The organism is Priestia sp. TGN 0903 (assembly GCF_050846855.1).
GTDB lineage: Bacteria > Bacillota > Bacilli > Bacillales > Bacillaceae_H > Priestia > Priestia zanthoxyli.
This window is the reverse complement of record NZ_JBOZGL010000016.1, coordinates 23,644-39,157: the sequence shown is the minus strand read 5'-3', so window position 1 is coordinate 39,157 and position 15,514 is coordinate 23,644. Positions and strand designations below refer to the sequence as shown.

Below are 15,514 nucleotides of genomic sequence, written 5' to 3'. Positions count from 1 at the left end.
CCATTTGTGTTGCCACTCTGACCAGAAGCCTGCATTTCACCATGAAGAGGAGCACTTGTCTTTCCTACAGAAGAGCTGCCTCCATTTGTGTTGCCACTCTGACCAGAAGCCTGCATTTCACCATGAAGAGGAGCACTTGTCTTTCCTACAGAAGAGCTACCTTCATTTGTGTTGCCACTCTGACCAGAAGCCTGCATTTCATCATGTAGAGAAGCACTTCCACTTTCTACAGAAGATCCAGTACCTTCACTTGCACTCTCAGCATAACTAGAAGCTTGCATTTCATCATGTAGAGAGGTACTTCCACCTTCTACAGAAGATCCAGTGCCTTCATTTGCGCCTTCAGCATAACCAGAAGCTTGCATTTCATCATATAGAGAAGCACTTCCACCTTCTACAGAAGATCCAGTGCCTTCATTTGTGCCTTCAGCGTAACCAGAAGCTTGCATTTCATCATGTAGAGAGGTATTTCCATCTGCTACAGAGGAAGTTGATCCTTGACTATCATTTGAAACACCTGCTGCTTGCATTTCATCTTGTAAAGATGTGCCTTGACCTGATCCTTTTCCCTCTGAAGCATTCCCATCACTATTTTTACCTCCTTCTTGTTTTTCAGTAGAAGATAACCCTTGTTGTTGAGCTTTCTGCTCATTTCCTGCGTTTTGACCTTTAGAAGCAGTGTTTCCTTTCTCACCTGCCATTCCTCCCTTTTTCATTTCTTCATGCAGAGCTGGTTGTTTTTCTTTATTTCCTTGGGTAGCTAATCCTTTACCAAGACCTCCAACTCCTGCTGCTGTTTGAAGAGCACCACTACCAAGACCTTTTCCTACACTACCAATCCCTTTGGCAAGGTTGGCTCCTCCTTTTGCTGTTCTGCCCATCATATTTATGCCACTTTCAAGTCCTTTTGCCATTGCAAATCCTCCTGCCAGAGCACCCCAACCACTTTTCAAGCCAGCATCAATGCCAAAAAGACGCTCACACATAATCGGGCCATCTACAACGGCAATACTAAAGGCAATCAATGCGATAAGATACGGAATACCTTCTAGCTTATCGCTAATAAAGACCGTTCCCATTAAATAGACCTTCATGGATATAAAGATCATAATTGTCACTAAAAATGTATTCAGGATATTTTTTAGAACAGCTTTTAATTTCTGCCCATCTGCTACATCGGCAGGCGCAACTAATTGGGCTAAAATCGCATTGAATCCTAGCTCATAACATAGTTTTGCTAACTTAATAGAGGTAAATAATAAGGTCATGCCTATAACAAAAAGTGAGATGGCAATTGTCCAGAAGTTCCATGACCATCGATAATAAAGTTCGGGAAAGAAATCAAACCATCCATTATCTAATTCTACTAATCCTTCTTTTCCATTAGGTGCAAGAGCTGCCTTATGTGTAATGATTTTTTGTCCATCATCGGATAGCTTATCTTTCTCACTCACTTTAAAATCCTCATCCATCTTTTCGGTAATATCGATCATCATAATATTTTTTTGAGGCACTTTATTCGGTTCTTTTAATTCTGGACTCTTCCACTTGGTAAGATCAAATTGCGCGACATCTGTTAGATTACTTTTAATAATCTTTTCACTTACGGTTCCTTTTTCATTTAAATCAACAGCTTCAATGGCTTGATCGGTGAACTTATCCGCCTTTAACATACTTGTATTTAATAAAAGTAAGACTGCCATTGAGATAAAAATGTTAATCATAATTTGTTCACGATTGACTTTCTTCTGAATAATCAACATATAGCCGATATACAGAAAGGAAAAGGCCAGTAACACATATAAAAAGGGTTGAATCGTCGTAATAAAGTCTTGAATGTCAGGTGAATTAAAAAACGATTTAACGCCTAATACACTGTCTGTAATCCCTTCTAGTCCATCCACTAGAAATGAAAGAACTTGAATACAACCCCACCCCCATTTCCGTAATAAATAAGTGAGGATATTTCCAACATCTAAGTACTCCGAAAACTCATGTAGCTTTTCAAGAATTTCTTCATCTTTCATCTGCTCATCTCCTTACGCGGGTATTACATGCCTTGAAATAACGTATCAACCGTTATTTCTAATCGTTCATCCAGAGGAGAAACACGAATTTGTACAGGTGCTTCTCCTTCCTGTCCTTTTTCCAAGTGTATAGTGCCATCTAGTAAGCCAATTAACACTTGATGTCCTTCTTTCACAATCGGTGCATAGTCCTCTAAAATACGCTCTAATTCCTTTGAAATACTTGTCATTCTTTCTCCCCCTTTTGGTATTAAGCTTCTTGTTCTTCCATCTCATGTTGTAAATTCTTAATGATGGTAGTTATTTTTACTTCAAGAAGTTTGTGAACATTTTTATTCAGTTGGTCACTAACTCCTAACATCTTTAATTCCTCTTCAAACTCACTCATGGACTGTTTTTCAATCTCTTCCACCGTTTTATTCATTGCTTTTGGTAAGTGTACTTTTAGAGCAGTAGAAACGTTCTTATCTCCACCGAAGAACTCTTTGACTGTCTTAGTTTTATAGTTCTCATACGTTAGAGAAGTAAATGGATCATCGGTTAGTTCCTCTTCAATTTCCACTGATGGAGCTTGTGATTGAAACGGAAAGAAATTATGAATGACTAAGGATCTTGGATTGACTTGTTCATGTAAAGACGAAATATCAATATCTAGAATCGAACGATCCGTATTAAAGTCCTCTCCGAGGTATTCCCAACGGTATTTCAACGCTGTTTTTCCAGTGTTATAAATTGGATGTGCTTTAATTCTCTGACGTGCTTTATCTTGACGTTTTACCACACGCACAACTACACTTTCTCCTTCTTTAAGTTCCATTAATTCATTGGGTGTTAATAAAGGCTTTCCATCTACTCCCTCTGTTTTACTTTTATCCGTTGATAACCCTTTCCCACTTCGAGAGGTAGAATTGATGGTACCGTCTCCTAATTTTTGCGAGATGGTTTTAGCTGTTTCATAGTTATTGCTTAAAATATAAATCGTATTCCCACAGTTTCCTTCAATCGTTTCAGCATCGTCTCCATATTTATTTTTTAGTTGCGCATAAGCTTGAATTACTAAGTTGAAACGTATATTTCGCCCTAAACAAACCGTGATAATATTGGACATTCCTTCGATTGCCGGCATGTTGCCGAATTCGTCTAACAACACCACTACTTCTCGATGACACTTGTTTCCTCGTGCCAATGAAGCATTCTTAGAAAGCACATAATATAACTGTCGGACAAAAATCGACGCTATCACATGGTTACTTGAATCATAATCTGGTGTAACCATAAAAATAGCAATTGGTTTGGTAAAATACGTCACTTCCTTTACATGAATGGTTGGATGCTGCTTCTCGACTGTAAACGTCGTAGCTCCTGTTTCTTTTGTGATTTTATTAATCGATATCACTGTTTCAAGCCTCGACGAAGTAACGATTTTATCACTCAACTTTTCACCAAGAATAATTTCATCATTACTTTTTAACTTACTTGTAAAGTTGACTTCAAATAGTCCTTTGGCGTCCGTTTTAATGGTTTCTGTTTGACCATCTGGAAAGGTCATTTCTAAGCGAGTAAGAGGTGCTGCTGTCCCTTTGATGGTTTTTCCAAAGCCTACACGCTTTAAATCAACGCTGTTTTTAGAGGTCATCTTGGCGATTTCATCAAACGTAAAAATAGATAGCCCATTCATCGTTTGAGTAAATATTCCGCCTCTTGTCGTGCCTTTTGAAAAGTTCGATGTGGCATACTGCATTTTGGCGACACTTTCTGTTGGAAGACCATCAAAGTACATGTCTAAAGCATTTTGAGTATCTCCTTTTTTATTAATCACAACCTCTTTCGAGCCTAACTCCGACAACATATTCGCCACCGTGTACATCGTGATTTTATTTTCTTCCTTTTCCTTAATACACTTATCTGTTACAGCCAGAATCATGGCGTTACATAAACTCATGGCACATTGTTGCCAGAATGGATCTTTGGCATTTGGATTGTAATAAAGCGTATACGATAACGTGTTACATAACGCTTGAGCTGTTGAATAATCACCATCTTTATACGTTTCTTTTATCATTTCTAACAGGTTATAACTCATCGATTCTAATGGATTGAGTAAGTTTAACACTTCAACATGATAGCCTCTTTCCTCTAACGTGTTTTTAGAAGCAGCAAGCAACTCCCCCTTTGGATCGTTGCAGACTAGAGAAGGTTGTTTTTCAGCTCGTGAGTAGATATCAATTGTTGGAAAAACAAAGGTTTCCCCTTTCCCTGATCGTGTAATCCCAATGATTAAATTATTAACGGGTGTGTCATCAATCAGCATGTAGCTTTTCTTCGTAAAGAATCGATGTGTGTGGAGAAGCTTCTGTATTCCCTTTAAAGCTTTGTACTCTTTCCATGTTTGAATGAGGTCATAGGTTTGAATACGTGAAACAGGTACGCCACCTCCACCTTGATACGTTGTCGTTTTTTCAGGTACTTTTCGATATTGCTTTTTCAGTTCACTTCTTGTTGTAAAGCGTCCCGATCCTTTTTGATTGTGGTTTAAATCTTTGAAGTTGGATCGAATATTATAAGCAAATTTGGCCGTTAATAAGGTAGCCACTAGACACATCGCTCCATATAAAGGCATGTACTGTTGAAGATGAATCTCTGTCAAAAAGGATGTTTCTAGATGAAATGGCTGCGGTTCGAATACATCACTAAACGTTGTTTGAACAAGATTCCGCATCATGTTAAACAGAAAGTTCAAGATAAGTAGAATAGACACAAAAAAACAAGCACTTAAAGGAATAAGTACTTGTTTTTCAGCGACCACATATTTGATGGATTTATTAGGTTGCATTTCTCATTCCCTCCTGGTCAATTTCTTCAGAAGTAGGAATGACATAATAAGCACTCGATGAAAGAGAAAAGAAGGTTTGATCTCTTGCCTCATACTCATACTGAAGGTAACGAAAAGCCGTGTTAATGTTCCATTGTACCTCTTTCATATCCTCTTCTGTCACCATATAGGCTTCATTACAAACTAAGTCGTCTTTTTCTTGTTGAGTGAGCTTGGAGATATCAAGAGGAGGCATCGTTGGTTTCGTGCATAATCGAAACTTGAACGCATATTTCAGAAAATCATCTGTAAGAGTGATTGAATCGGCATTTTTAAAGATAAGTACAATCTGATTTTCTAAAAGAATGACATTATGAACACTGTTCGCAATACGTTGGGCATGGAGTTGAGTCGTGTGAAAAGTACCCAGTTCAATTTCAAGAAACAAATCCTCTTCATAGTATTCAACTCCTACAACAAAAGCTTGCTTCTGGTTTTTTACTTTTGTTTGTATATACATCCTATCCATCCTTTCTTATAAATTCTTTAAAGCTTCTTCTTGTTTCTCTTGTTGATCCGTTAACGACTTGATTTTGTTTTCATCCTTTTTGTCTTTCTTATTCTCTTCCTCTACTTGTTTTTTTGTTTCTTCTACCTCCTTTTTCGTTTTTTCATAGGTTTCTATTTTTTGATTCAATTCTTGGTTTTGAATATGAGCTGCCTCTTCTTTGGCCTCCTTCACTTTATCTAACTTCAAATAGCCATAAGCCTTCATTTCATACCGTTTATCAGTCATTTCTACTCCTGATTGTCGCATCATATCTTCCCAACGTTGTTCGTGATAGGCAAGATCAAAGGCTCCGTTTGGAGAAGGAAACGTTTGTTGAAACGCTTTTAACGCATTGACATCTCCCTTCTTTGAAATCATACTTTCCACTACTTCTGGATGGCCTCCCTGAAGCTGAACAGCTTCTTTATACTTTTTTTGATCGACGAGAAGGCTCATATAAACGTTTTTCTGTTCTTTCGTAAGACTTTGTTCATCAATAGAAGAAAGTCGTTTTAAAGCCCCTTCTGAATCTCCTAAGAGTGCTCTTTCATATGTTCCTGTTATTTTTTGTTCGAGTTTGACTTGTTTTTGTAAATCTTGAATGGTTTCAGCTCGATCTTGAGAAGTAGCTACCGTCGAAAAACACGTTGCTGAAAGGATAAGAAGGGATAAAACCCCTCCTCCATAGATCAACCTTCGATTACGAGTAGAAATAACAGGTGTTTGAGTTGTTTGCATATGATTCTCTTTTTCTTCCTCTAAAGAAAAAGAACCATCTGTTGTTTTCAGATGGTCCGGTACTTCCTTTTCCAATTGTTCAAGAAAACTTCTCTTTCGAGTTTCCTGTATATCGTCCATTTTTAAAGAGCTTAACTTTTTCTTAATATGATCGACTACATGCCGAGCATGACCCGATCCAATGGACAATGTTCCTGCATATACCTCTTGATCTTCTTCATCGAGGATAAAAAAATCAGCATGAGCCTTTTTTCTAGTATGTCGATACTGTGTTTCTACTGTTTCTGTTATCTCGCATGCTTCTGGAATCGATAACTTTTGAAATGGCTTTAACTCTTTTGTCTCACTTTTTATAAACATGACAGACAGCATGTTTCTCCATTCCTTTCGTCTAAAAATGAGCATAGAAAAAAGCTATACAATCAACTGTATAGCTTTCTTAGCTTCCGAATCGGATATTTGTATTAACACCTTCAGCTAATGCATAGGCACCCATGACAACCACTAACCCAACTGCCCCACCAACAAACCAAGCGATACATTTATGACGACCTCGTTCTCCACCTAAGATTAAGTGATACCCACCTACACAAAAGGCAAGAGCTGCCGCCACCATTGCAATACGCTGCATCCACTTGATAATAGACTTTCCACTTTCGATGAGGCCGTTCATGCCATCTGCCGCCCCCAGGGTTAAATGCGAAGTTAACTGCGTCACATCCACGCTATTCAATAAATCTAACATGTATTTCACTCCTCTTTTTCGTTAGTTTTGTGTTACTGGAATGCTTTGTGGTCTTACAGGGACTGATTCAGCTGCTTTTGGTTCGCTTTTTTCCTCCTCCTCTTCTTCACCTGTAAAGGCGCTTAATGCTTGAAGAATTAAATCCTGATTTTCTTCAATAAACTGTTGATGTTGTTGATGTAGCCAGTCATTGTATTTGTTTCCATTCACTTTCAGCAACTTTTCCACAAGGTCTTTGGACTTCTTTAATTCCTTTTGGGAGATCGTCAAGATACCACCACCTTTCAAAGTGACTCTCTTATTCTTTGAAATACAGTTCTTTGGATGTTTCAATAAAATGAGAAAGTTCCGTTTCTAACTGAGATGGATCATAGTCACTTAATTTAATCTGTTGTTTTAATTCACCATCCTTATAAGCAGCTAGAGTTTCCGCATTTTGTGTCAATCCATAATCTGTTTGGTTTTTTGAACCATCATATTGAGGATCGTTACTATCTAGTTCCTTTCCGTCTACCCCCTGTTCTTTTAAGGCTTTTTCTACCTCATTCATGTAAACATCTCGTTTGCTTTCCTCAAAGGAATACATCACAAATCCTGTGCCATCTTCTTTCATAAATTTTTTCATTTCTAGGGGATGTAATTCTTCTAGTTCACCATTTCCTTTCACTTCACTTGAATTGTAGGAAGAGACAAACGCTGTGCCTATTCCTAGAGCCACAACGATTCCTGCAACCGCAGAAAGTAACCATTTTTTGTTTTTCATAACCATTCTCCTTTGTTCTTAATATTCAGACATAACAAGCGATTCTGAAACCTACCGAGAGTAATATTTCACCATAGGTTTAGCGATCATCTCTGTCTTTTCAAGGTTATGAAAGGAAATATATACCCGTTTCTGGCTGGAAGGGCAAACCCTATATTGGCATGCATAGTTTTCACTAAGCCCAATAATGCACAACGTTTTCGGCATGTACGAAGAACCTCGTGTATCTACTGTTTGAAGTGTTGTCGCTTCTTCGGATTTACCCTCACGCCATCACTCTTCACAGATCATGGATACACCGTCACTGTTTTATTGCTAGATCACCGATGAGTTTTAGGACGCACTCATCGAACCTTATCGTTATCGTATACCTTAACCCCCTTGTGATCCGTTTAGGGGAGGCACGCAATATGTAATTGTCAAGGTACCACTTCTCGTGCTCTCGGCACGTTTCAAAATCGCTTGTATGCTGCATCTAAGAACTAGCAGGTCTTTTGTAAAACTTCCTTCAATTCCTCATCTTTTTTTCTTCGCTTGGCGACGATGGTATGAGCCTGATCCATCACTGAGCGTACTTCATAATAAATATCAGCTACACGTTTGACATCGCCTGTGCCTTTTTCTACTGCTATCCCTCCTTTTAACGTATACAACTTTCCATCAAAAGTTTTGGCACTTTTTGCTCGTGCATCTGATATGTCATAGAATGCTAGTCGCTTTTGTGCTTCCATGTTCATCGCCCCTTTAAGCTGTTAAGTATTTAAAAACTTAGTTCATATCCTTCTGACCTGGTAAGAAAATATCTTCTAATCTAAGATCCAATGCCTCTGCGATTTTCTTCATATTTTCAAACGTTGGATATTGACGAGTCCCATTTTCGATTTGAGAAATAGTAGGTTGCGGGACTCCCGACAGTTGAGCTAGATAGGTTTGACTCCACTTTTTCTCCAACCTCTTTTCTTTTATGGTCTTTATTTCCAGCACCTCCTTAAACACAGTATATTCTATATCGAATAGTTCAGTCAACACTTTTTATTCGATTTTTAATATTTTTTACCAAAAACACCCTTTATTTATTTCTGATATAATAAAATTAAAAAATTTTGCAATTGGTGGATGAATTTATGGATCAATTTAACCTCGAACTTGGAAATAACATTAAAAGCTTTAGAAAGTCTATATTTATGTCGACTACTACATTAGCCGAGCTTTCTAATACTTCACAAGGTACGATAAGCAAGATCGAAAACGGTCATTCAACTTCTGATATTAAAACGTTAATAAGGATTTGTAAGGCATTAGGAGTTACCCTATATGACGTGCTTCCAGATGATATTTCAAAAGAATTTAAAACAGATAACCCAAATAAAGAACAACTATTTAACATCCTAAATGACTTGTCACCATCAGAAATCAAAGTCATTTTGAGCTTACTTACAACAGACATAATACCTGTATTAACTAACCTATCTCCCGTAATAAAAGCATTTGAACAACTGGGAGAAAAGGAAAGAAAGCTTTTTACAGACCTTCTAGAATCCATGAAAAGTAACTCCTAAATATAGGATATATAAGTTCTGAAAACTTGCATACTGTGATTTTTCATCACCCTATTTTGGAAATGGGGTGATATTTTTTCACCCTTTTTTAGACAAGGGGTGACGAAATATCACCCTTTTTGCAAACAAAAAAAGCGACTTGTTAATTTAACAAGTCACTTTAGGCCGCCAGTTTTCACTTTATTTATAAGATCTTTTGTATTAGATACCGATAATTTTTTGAAGATGTTTTTAAAATGTGTTTTCAGTGTATTGTCGGATTTATGTGTCTCTAGCGTAATTTTCTTACGTGAGTATCCTTTTTCAATATATTCAAAAACTTCTCTTTCTGCATTTGTTAAATCTTTAAGCTGTTCCTCAGATTTTAAACGACGAAATTCTTTTAATACAGCTTCGACTGGACTAGATTCATTGTTGTAATTAGAACGAATGATTTCTGGTATACGATGTACATCCTTCTTCAATATATAGTCTGATGCTCCTGCCATAAATGCCTTTTGAATAATATCTTCCTCTGACATAGACGTTAGCATTATTACCTTTGATGTTTTTTCACGTTTCAATTCTAGAGCTGTATATATCCCATCAAGATTAACCCCTGACAAATTAATATCTACAAGGAAAATGTCTATATTGTTTAAAGCGTGTGAAAGAGTGATCCCTTCCTCTTGCGTTTGAGCACACCCTACTAGGATCATATCTTCTTCCTTACCGATTAGGTTTTCCATTATGTTAAGCCAATCTGGATCGTCTTCAATTAGCACTACTCGAATTGGATTTTTCATAAACATCACCCTTTTTTAAATGTATTGGAAAAGTTAATTTGATTGTGGTTCCTTCATCAACCTTACTTTCAACTTTCAAGTCTCCACCAGTGTTAAACATTACTTCAAAGCAATGATTTAATCCCAATCCATAATTTAAGTCACCTTTTTTCTTAGTACTAAAAAAAGGATCAGTAACATATTTCAAATTCTCTGATGGAATACCCATTCCATTATCAGAAAAAGCAACCATTATATTTTTACTGTTCTTAGGTGAAATAGTTACCTTTATTTCTCCTCCATCGTCAACTGCTTCTATTGAGTTTTTTAATATATTTATGAACACTTCGTAGGTCTGCGTACGATCACAATATACAGTGTTTTTCTCTGATGAGTAGAGCTTTTTAACCTTTATATTCTTCTTGCATAAATCCAATTTCAAATCTTCCAGGCTTTCATCTACTAACTTATTTAAGTCATTCTGGCTTTTTATAATCTCTATCTCCTGTGTTTTGCTATGCATACGCTCAATGATCTCTGTCAAATGTTTAGAGCTACGGTTAATAATTTCAATTGAATTTTGAGAAGATGGATTAAGTTCATCTACGTTTATAGTCTGTAAACTTGAATTAATTTTATAAATCTGATTCTTTATAGCATGGTTTAATAATGCTGTTCCTTTGTTAATTGCTTCTCTGGTCTTTTTATGAGCCTCTCTCTCGTAACGCAGCTTAATTCCATTAAGAGATCCAGCACCCTTTTTCAGAGCTTTCCATAAAAAAATAAAGAATGCTAATACGAGAAAAACAATCATATAGCGCCAATATTGGTGATGATTGTCTATTGCTCTTACAATGTAATTTAAAATTAAAGCTGATAACATGACAGGAAATGAAATAGAAATTGTGGTAATGCGTTGCTTTTTCTTGTTGGGATCACTCTCTGTATACCAAGCGTATATATGGACTAAACAGGCAGCAATAATATAAGGAACTGCCCAATATAACATAGAATGAAAATCCGGTATTATATCAGGGTAATACACGGTTGTTTTGAGCATAAAGATAATCGGGATAGGTAAAAGATACTTACAGATTTGGATAACTCTTTTAGTGAACTTATCACTATAAGTAATGGCCCACATGAGTAAGGCATACGGAAAAAAATAAATAGAAATAAAGCCAGTTATAATTCTTAGGTAATATAAAAGCGAATCTAATAAAGCAAAATCCATATTGAATTTATCTAATGTAGGAAGAAAAGTCTCTATGGTAGCTCTAGAGAGTCCTGCAAATGCTGCACAAACTAGTACAAGAACCCCCCATCTTATAGATGGTGATTTAGGATCGTAACGATAACTAATAATCGCAAATATTGTACTAATTAAAAAGAGAGCAATCATTTAGTATCATTCCGGACGATATCCATGATCTCTAATGGACGTCTAACTAAGAAATCAGGATTACTTTTAGATAAAAGTTCCTCTAAATCATAACCCCAAGTAACAGATATTATTGGGATCTCACTTTTTCTTGCAGCTACAATATCACGATGTTCATCGGCAATAAGGATAATTTCATCTTTTGCTACGTTATGTTTTTTCATGTAACTATTCATTGTAGTATGTCTTCCAAAAAAGCGACTTGACTGAATAATTTCATCAAAGTATTCCATGTCATTTAATTTTAAAAACTTTTGGATATTTTCTTTAGAATTAGCTGAAATCATAACAAGCTTAATTCCTAATTCTTTTAGGTTTTTAAGAACCTGTTTCATGTCTTGATTTACTTCTAATGTTGGGATAGATTTTTTGTATCGTTTAACAACATCCATAGTAAGCATAGGAACCTTTAATACAGGCACCTCATATTCTTTAAAACGTTCTTTTACAGTTAACGCTCTAATTCGATCACTTTCGCTCTGAGGAATTTTTTTGTAGTGGTACTTATCAGCAAACTCATTAAAAAGATCAAATACAAGTTGACCAGAGTCCACAACAGTTCCATCGAAATCGCAAATAATTGTCTTAATCATTTTCACACTTCCAATTCATTTATCTAAGTAAATATTTACAGAACATCCGTTTGTATATTTTATCAAACTACTATTCTAATTCAAATAGAACAGAAAGCCTTTAATTTACAGTTGTTCAAAACACATTTAAGGATTCAATAGACCTAAATATTTTCTTTTTGTTTACATAAAAATGTATATTATTCTTTATATACCTCTTTTTTCCACGTAATAAAGCCCTAAAGTATTATTATTCTTTAGAAAATCCACATAAATATTCCAATTATTAATAACAAACCAAGAATAGGAGCCACTATGCCGATTGCTCCCAATACTATATAGCCAAACAGATATAAACCACATAAAATACAAAAGACTGCTGCCACAATAATCAATACTGCCCCTATAAGCTGCAATAGCAGTCCTTTGAACATAAATAAAACAGTAAAAACTACACCTACTATAAGGAAAACTATAAGAGCTGGAACTGCATTATTTTTCAACATTCCCATCTGGTTCACTCCTTCTTTTTGAATATCTATAATTATCCTATTTTGTAAATATAAATAAATGAGTTTAACTTAAGATTAACTTGTAATCCCCGATTTTCCAATAGGACGATTTTCCTTTCATAGAATAACAAAAAAAGCAGCCTCTATTTTTATAAATAGAGGCTGCTAATAACATATTGTGAACACTCTGCATAGGGTGATTTTTTCTCACCCCATTTGCAAAAAAGGACTACAAAAAATCACCCTACCCAGAATAAGTATTTCCGATTATCATTGAAATTGTAGTATTTACTAAATCTTCAACGTCGTTAAAATTTCGACATTATAACATAATGTTAAATAATTGAGGAGGGGTATTTTTTTACCCCTCCCCTAACCTAAAAAACTCATATATGATAAAGATTAAACCTACAGCAATACAGGAACACTCGTAGCTAAATATACTTGTTTTGATATATTTTGCTAATTTTTATTGAATTATGAGACTAGTTAACGCTATAATAAAACTAACAAAAACGTGCGGATAGAAAAAAGACTTCAACTGTTTAAGTAGTGTACCACCACTCTTAAACCGTTCCCCCTAGTTACGGTAGGGAAAACACTTGTCGAAGTCTCTTGTTAGTAGTTTAGTTTTGTATAAAATAAAACTTATGGTTTTATTTTATACGAAATTGACATCTATTTCAAGGGCTTAGTTCATCAAAATCTAGACATTGTTTTCCTTTCTTCAGGGAAACAGTGTCTTTTTTGTGTTCCTTAAAGGAGAAGATGAACAAATGAACAAGCTATTAACTTGCTATTTAAAAGATGTAGAAACCTTCAATGGGCCCTTCACATGGCTATGGAAAGAAAAAGCAACCCTTCGTAAAAAGAAAGAAGCGTTTTTAGAAACACTTCGTATACATTTTAAACAACAACAGTTGGCCTTACATAAAGAATTCCCTAAAAAAAGAATGGAAATGTTAGATCACGTGATTTATAACCTTGTAGCTACGGGTATTCAAGCGATCCGTTCAGAAACGCTTATGAAGAAATTTAACGTATCTAAAAGTACCGTTTCTCGTTTTGTGAAATCATTAAAGGATACGCCCTTTATACTTGTTGCACGTTACATCAAAGAAGATACAACAGGCGCTCATCCTGACAGCTATGTATTTGTTCTTAAAAGTCATAAGAATTTTAATCGGATTTGCAATGAGATCTTTTTTGCACATGATACAACAGGTTTCCAAATGCTTCAACAAGAAGAAATGACAACTCCTGTGACAACTCCTGTGACAAGTCCAGAAAGTGATGAAAACGTTGATACACCAAGCTTTGAGGGCGAAAAAACATCGTCCCCCTTTATTAACCTTGATTTACCTAAAAATCATTTAAATAATCATTTAATATCTGCTTCACAGTCATTTGCTTATATCGTAGGTGTTCCTAAAAAAGTAAATAATGTGTACGCAGGGAAATATGGTCATCAACTAAAAGACTTTTATGCTCGTATTCGAAATGCTGCAAAAGCTGTGAAACGAGATACAGAGATTGAGATTATGAAAGAGCAAGTACATGAAGTCGCTTATACAGCCATTGTAGGCTTAGATAAATATGTCCATGAGGCAAATTATAATGGTACTCCCCTATTACTAGATGAGATGTGCCGTCTTGTTTATCAAATTGCTTACAATCAATTTGCGAATCTACTAAAAGGAAATACGGAAGAACCATCATCTGAGTCAGACATACATACTAAAGCTGTAGAAACAGCCCTATTTACACCTAAACATATCACCCGTAAGGAATTAGTTCCTGCTTGGTTAAAAGTTGAACACGAGCAAAAAGAGTCTGCACAAGAAACAGCTCTTTCTCTAGATCAACAGCTTGAAATGATTCAATTAAAGCAAGATTTAGGGCAAGAACTAACGCCAGAAGAAGAAAACGTACTCCAAGAGCAGAGTTCTCTGTACAGTTCGTTAGAAATGGCACAGCTGAAACAGGATTTAGGACAAGAATTAACACCAGAGGAACAGGATTTATTGCATGAACATGCTCAATTACAGGACACTGTTTCATAATTTCAAAGTGAAAAAATCTCTTAAAAGCTAGATTATTAATAGAGTATGTTTACTTAGAACATACTTCTAAATAATAAATGACTACTATCTACACAGGAGGAGATCATTATGCCACATAAAATTACCCTAACAGGCTCTGCTACAGGCCCATTACGAGAATACGATCGATACGTTGCCTTTGATATGCGTGAAAAAGGCTCACCTGCTGCTCCTAAAGGTCTGAAAAAGAGTACGTTTATTTCGTATACCGTGTTTGTTGCGAAGAAAGCTTTTAATAAAACCGGACTAACAAAAAAGAGTATTATGCATGAAAAAATCTTAATTCAAGGGGAACCGACGCTAGATATCCCGATTGATGAGTGCCCTGGGGAAATAGGTGTTATCTGCTTCCAGATTACCGTTCTCCCGAATAAAAATGACAAAGAAGGTAATGAGTCAAAAGATAAAAAAGAAGCGAAACAAGAGGGTTCTGTGCCTTCTGAGGAACAAAAGAACGCTGAATCTACTAAACAGGAAGAAAAACAAGAACCTGCTCCTCAGTCTGTAGCAAAAGAAAAGAAAAAGGAAGCTGAAATGGTAGAGTTAGAAGCATCACAAACACCTGTACAAGAGCAAAAAGTTTCGTCGCAAAACAAGCAGAAACCTATTCAGCCAAAAGGGACAAAGGATGTTGTGAGTTTTGATGACATTATCGTTCCTGAAGCCTTCTTGAAGACACGTCCAAACCCTGTGAAAACAGAAGAAGTCATTGAATTTGTGAAGCGTACAGGACATCTTGACAAGCCGTTAACAATTGAGAAAGAATCAAAGATCTTAAAAGATGGCTATCGTCGTTACATTGTAGCTAAAACCATGAAAATGGACGAAGTTCCTGTTGTCTACCAATATCAAAAATAATTGAGCTTTCAATAACTAGAAATTAAACCTGGACTTATTTTAGTAGAATTATCAAAGGAGTTGTCTAGTTC

At 35.9% G+C, this 15,514-nt stretch carries 17 protein-coding genes; 3 read left to right on the top strand and 14 right to left on the bottom strand.

Annotation, left to right across the window (positions count from 1 at the left end):
* The 10 genes from ACRPLY_RS25685 to ACRPLY_RS25640 all read right to left on the bottom strand — a co-directional run.
* The coding region (locus tag ACRPLY_RS25685; protein WP_432232169.1) for a pLS20_p028 family conjugation system transmembrane protein at positions 1-2,027 on the bottom strand (2,027 nt) is incomplete at its 3' end.
* Positions 2,028-2,050: 23 nt separating this feature from the next.
* Entirely contained in the window at positions 2,051-2,257 is a 207-nt protein-coding gene (locus tag ACRPLY_RS25680) for a hypothetical protein (protein WP_029325363.1), read from the bottom strand.
* A gap of 20 nt (positions 2,258-2,277) precedes the next feature.
* On the bottom strand, positions 2,278-4,860 hold the full coding sequence (locus ACRPLY_RS25675) for a VirD4-like conjugal transfer protein, CD1115 family (RefSeq protein WP_432232168.1): 2,583 nt from the start codon (positions 4,858-4,860) through the stop codon (positions 2,278-2,280).
* Positions 4,850-5,359 carry a hypothetical protein gene (locus tag ACRPLY_RS25670; RefSeq protein WP_432232167.1) on the bottom strand — a complete coding sequence of 170 codons (510 nt, stop codon included), beginning with the start codon at positions 5,357-5,359 and terminating at the stop codon, positions 4,850-4,852. The genes ACRPLY_RS25675 and ACRPLY_RS25670 overlap by 11 nt, the downstream gene beginning before the upstream one ends.
* A 15-nt stretch (positions 5,360-5,374) precedes the next feature.
* The gene (locus ACRPLY_RS25665; RefSeq protein WP_432232166.1) at positions 5,375-6,499 is read right to left on the bottom strand and encodes a hypothetical protein; all 1,125 of its coding nucleotides are present in this window, start codon (positions 6,497-6,499) and stop codon (positions 5,375-5,377) included.
* Positions 6,500-6,566: 67 nt separating this feature from the next.
* Positions 6,567-6,872, bottom strand: a complete 306-nt coding sequence (locus ACRPLY_RS25660) for a hypothetical protein (RefSeq protein ID WP_047933325.1) — start codon at positions 6,870-6,872, stop codon at positions 6,567-6,569.
* A gap of 21 nt (positions 6,873-6,893) precedes the next feature.
* Complete coding sequence (locus ACRPLY_RS25655; RefSeq protein ID WP_098980315.1) at positions 6,894-7,142, bottom strand: hypothetical protein; 249 nt, start codon at positions 7,140-7,142, stop codon at positions 6,894-6,896.
* A 28-nt stretch (positions 7,143-7,170) separates the two neighbouring features.
* Positions 7,171-7,635, bottom strand: coding sequence for a hypothetical protein (locus tag ACRPLY_RS25650; RefSeq protein WP_432232165.1), 465 nt, complete (start codon positions 7,633-7,635; stop codon positions 7,171-7,173).
* 482 nt (positions 7,636-8,117) lie between these two features.
* Complete coding sequence (locus ACRPLY_RS25645; protein WP_047933333.1) at positions 8,118-8,366, bottom strand: hypothetical protein; 249 nt, start codon at positions 8,364-8,366, stop codon at positions 8,118-8,120.
* 37 nt (positions 8,367-8,403) lie between these two features.
* Positions 8,404-8,610, bottom strand: a complete 207-nt coding sequence (locus tag ACRPLY_RS25640; RefSeq protein WP_098324913.1) for a helix-turn-helix transcriptional regulator — start codon at positions 8,608-8,610, stop codon at positions 8,404-8,406.
* Between the two features lie 149 nt (positions 8,611-8,759).
* On the opposite strand from ACRPLY_RS25640, the gene ACRPLY_RS25635 reads away from it, so the two are divergent.
* Positions 8,760-9,194 (top strand): helix-turn-helix domain-containing protein, encoded by a 435-nt coding sequence (locus tag ACRPLY_RS25635; protein WP_078082400.1) that lies wholly within the window; start codon positions 8,760-8,762, stop codon positions 9,192-9,194.
* 155 nt (positions 9,195-9,349) lie between these two features.
* On the opposite strand, the gene ACRPLY_RS25630 is transcribed toward ACRPLY_RS25635, so the two are convergent.
* The 4 genes from ACRPLY_RS25630 to ACRPLY_RS25615 form a co-directional block, all read right to left on the bottom strand.
* On the bottom strand, positions 9,350-9,979 hold the full coding sequence (locus tag ACRPLY_RS25630; RefSeq protein ID WP_186326248.1) for a response regulator: 630 nt from the start codon (positions 9,977-9,979) through the stop codon (positions 9,350-9,352).
* Complete coding sequence (locus ACRPLY_RS25625; protein ID WP_221817319.1) at positions 9,948-11,360, bottom strand: ATP-binding protein; 1,413 nt, start codon at positions 11,358-11,360, stop codon at positions 9,948-9,950. Before ACRPLY_RS25625 ends, ACRPLY_RS25630 begins: the two co-directional genes overlap by 32 nt.
* On the bottom strand, positions 11,357-11,992 hold the full coding sequence (locus ACRPLY_RS25620) for an HAD-IA family hydrolase (protein WP_155010697.1): 636 nt from the start codon (positions 11,990-11,992) through the stop codon (positions 11,357-11,359). Before ACRPLY_RS25620 ends, ACRPLY_RS25625 begins: the two co-directional genes overlap by 4 nt.
* A 236-nt stretch (positions 11,993-12,228) precedes the next feature.
* Positions 12,229-12,483 (bottom strand): hypothetical protein, encoded by a 255-nt coding sequence (locus ACRPLY_RS25615; RefSeq protein WP_432232164.1) that lies wholly within the window; start codon positions 12,481-12,483, stop codon positions 12,229-12,231.
* 776 nt (positions 12,484-13,259) lie between these two features.
* On the opposite strand from ACRPLY_RS25615, the gene ACRPLY_RS25610 reads away from it, so the two are divergent.
* Both ACRPLY_RS25610 and ACRPLY_RS25605 read left to right on the top strand, forming a co-directional pair.
* The gene (locus ACRPLY_RS25610) at positions 13,260-14,546 is read left to right on the top strand and encodes a replication protein (RefSeq protein ID WP_432232163.1); all 1,287 of its coding nucleotides are present in this window, start codon (positions 13,260-13,262) and stop codon (positions 14,544-14,546) included.
* Between the two features lie 108 nt (positions 14,547-14,654).
* Complete coding sequence (locus ACRPLY_RS25605) at positions 14,655-15,443, top strand: plasmid stabilization protein (RefSeq protein WP_432232162.1); 789 nt, start codon at positions 14,655-14,657, stop codon at positions 15,441-15,443.
* The last annotated feature ends 71 nt before the right edge of the window (positions 15,444-15,514 follow it).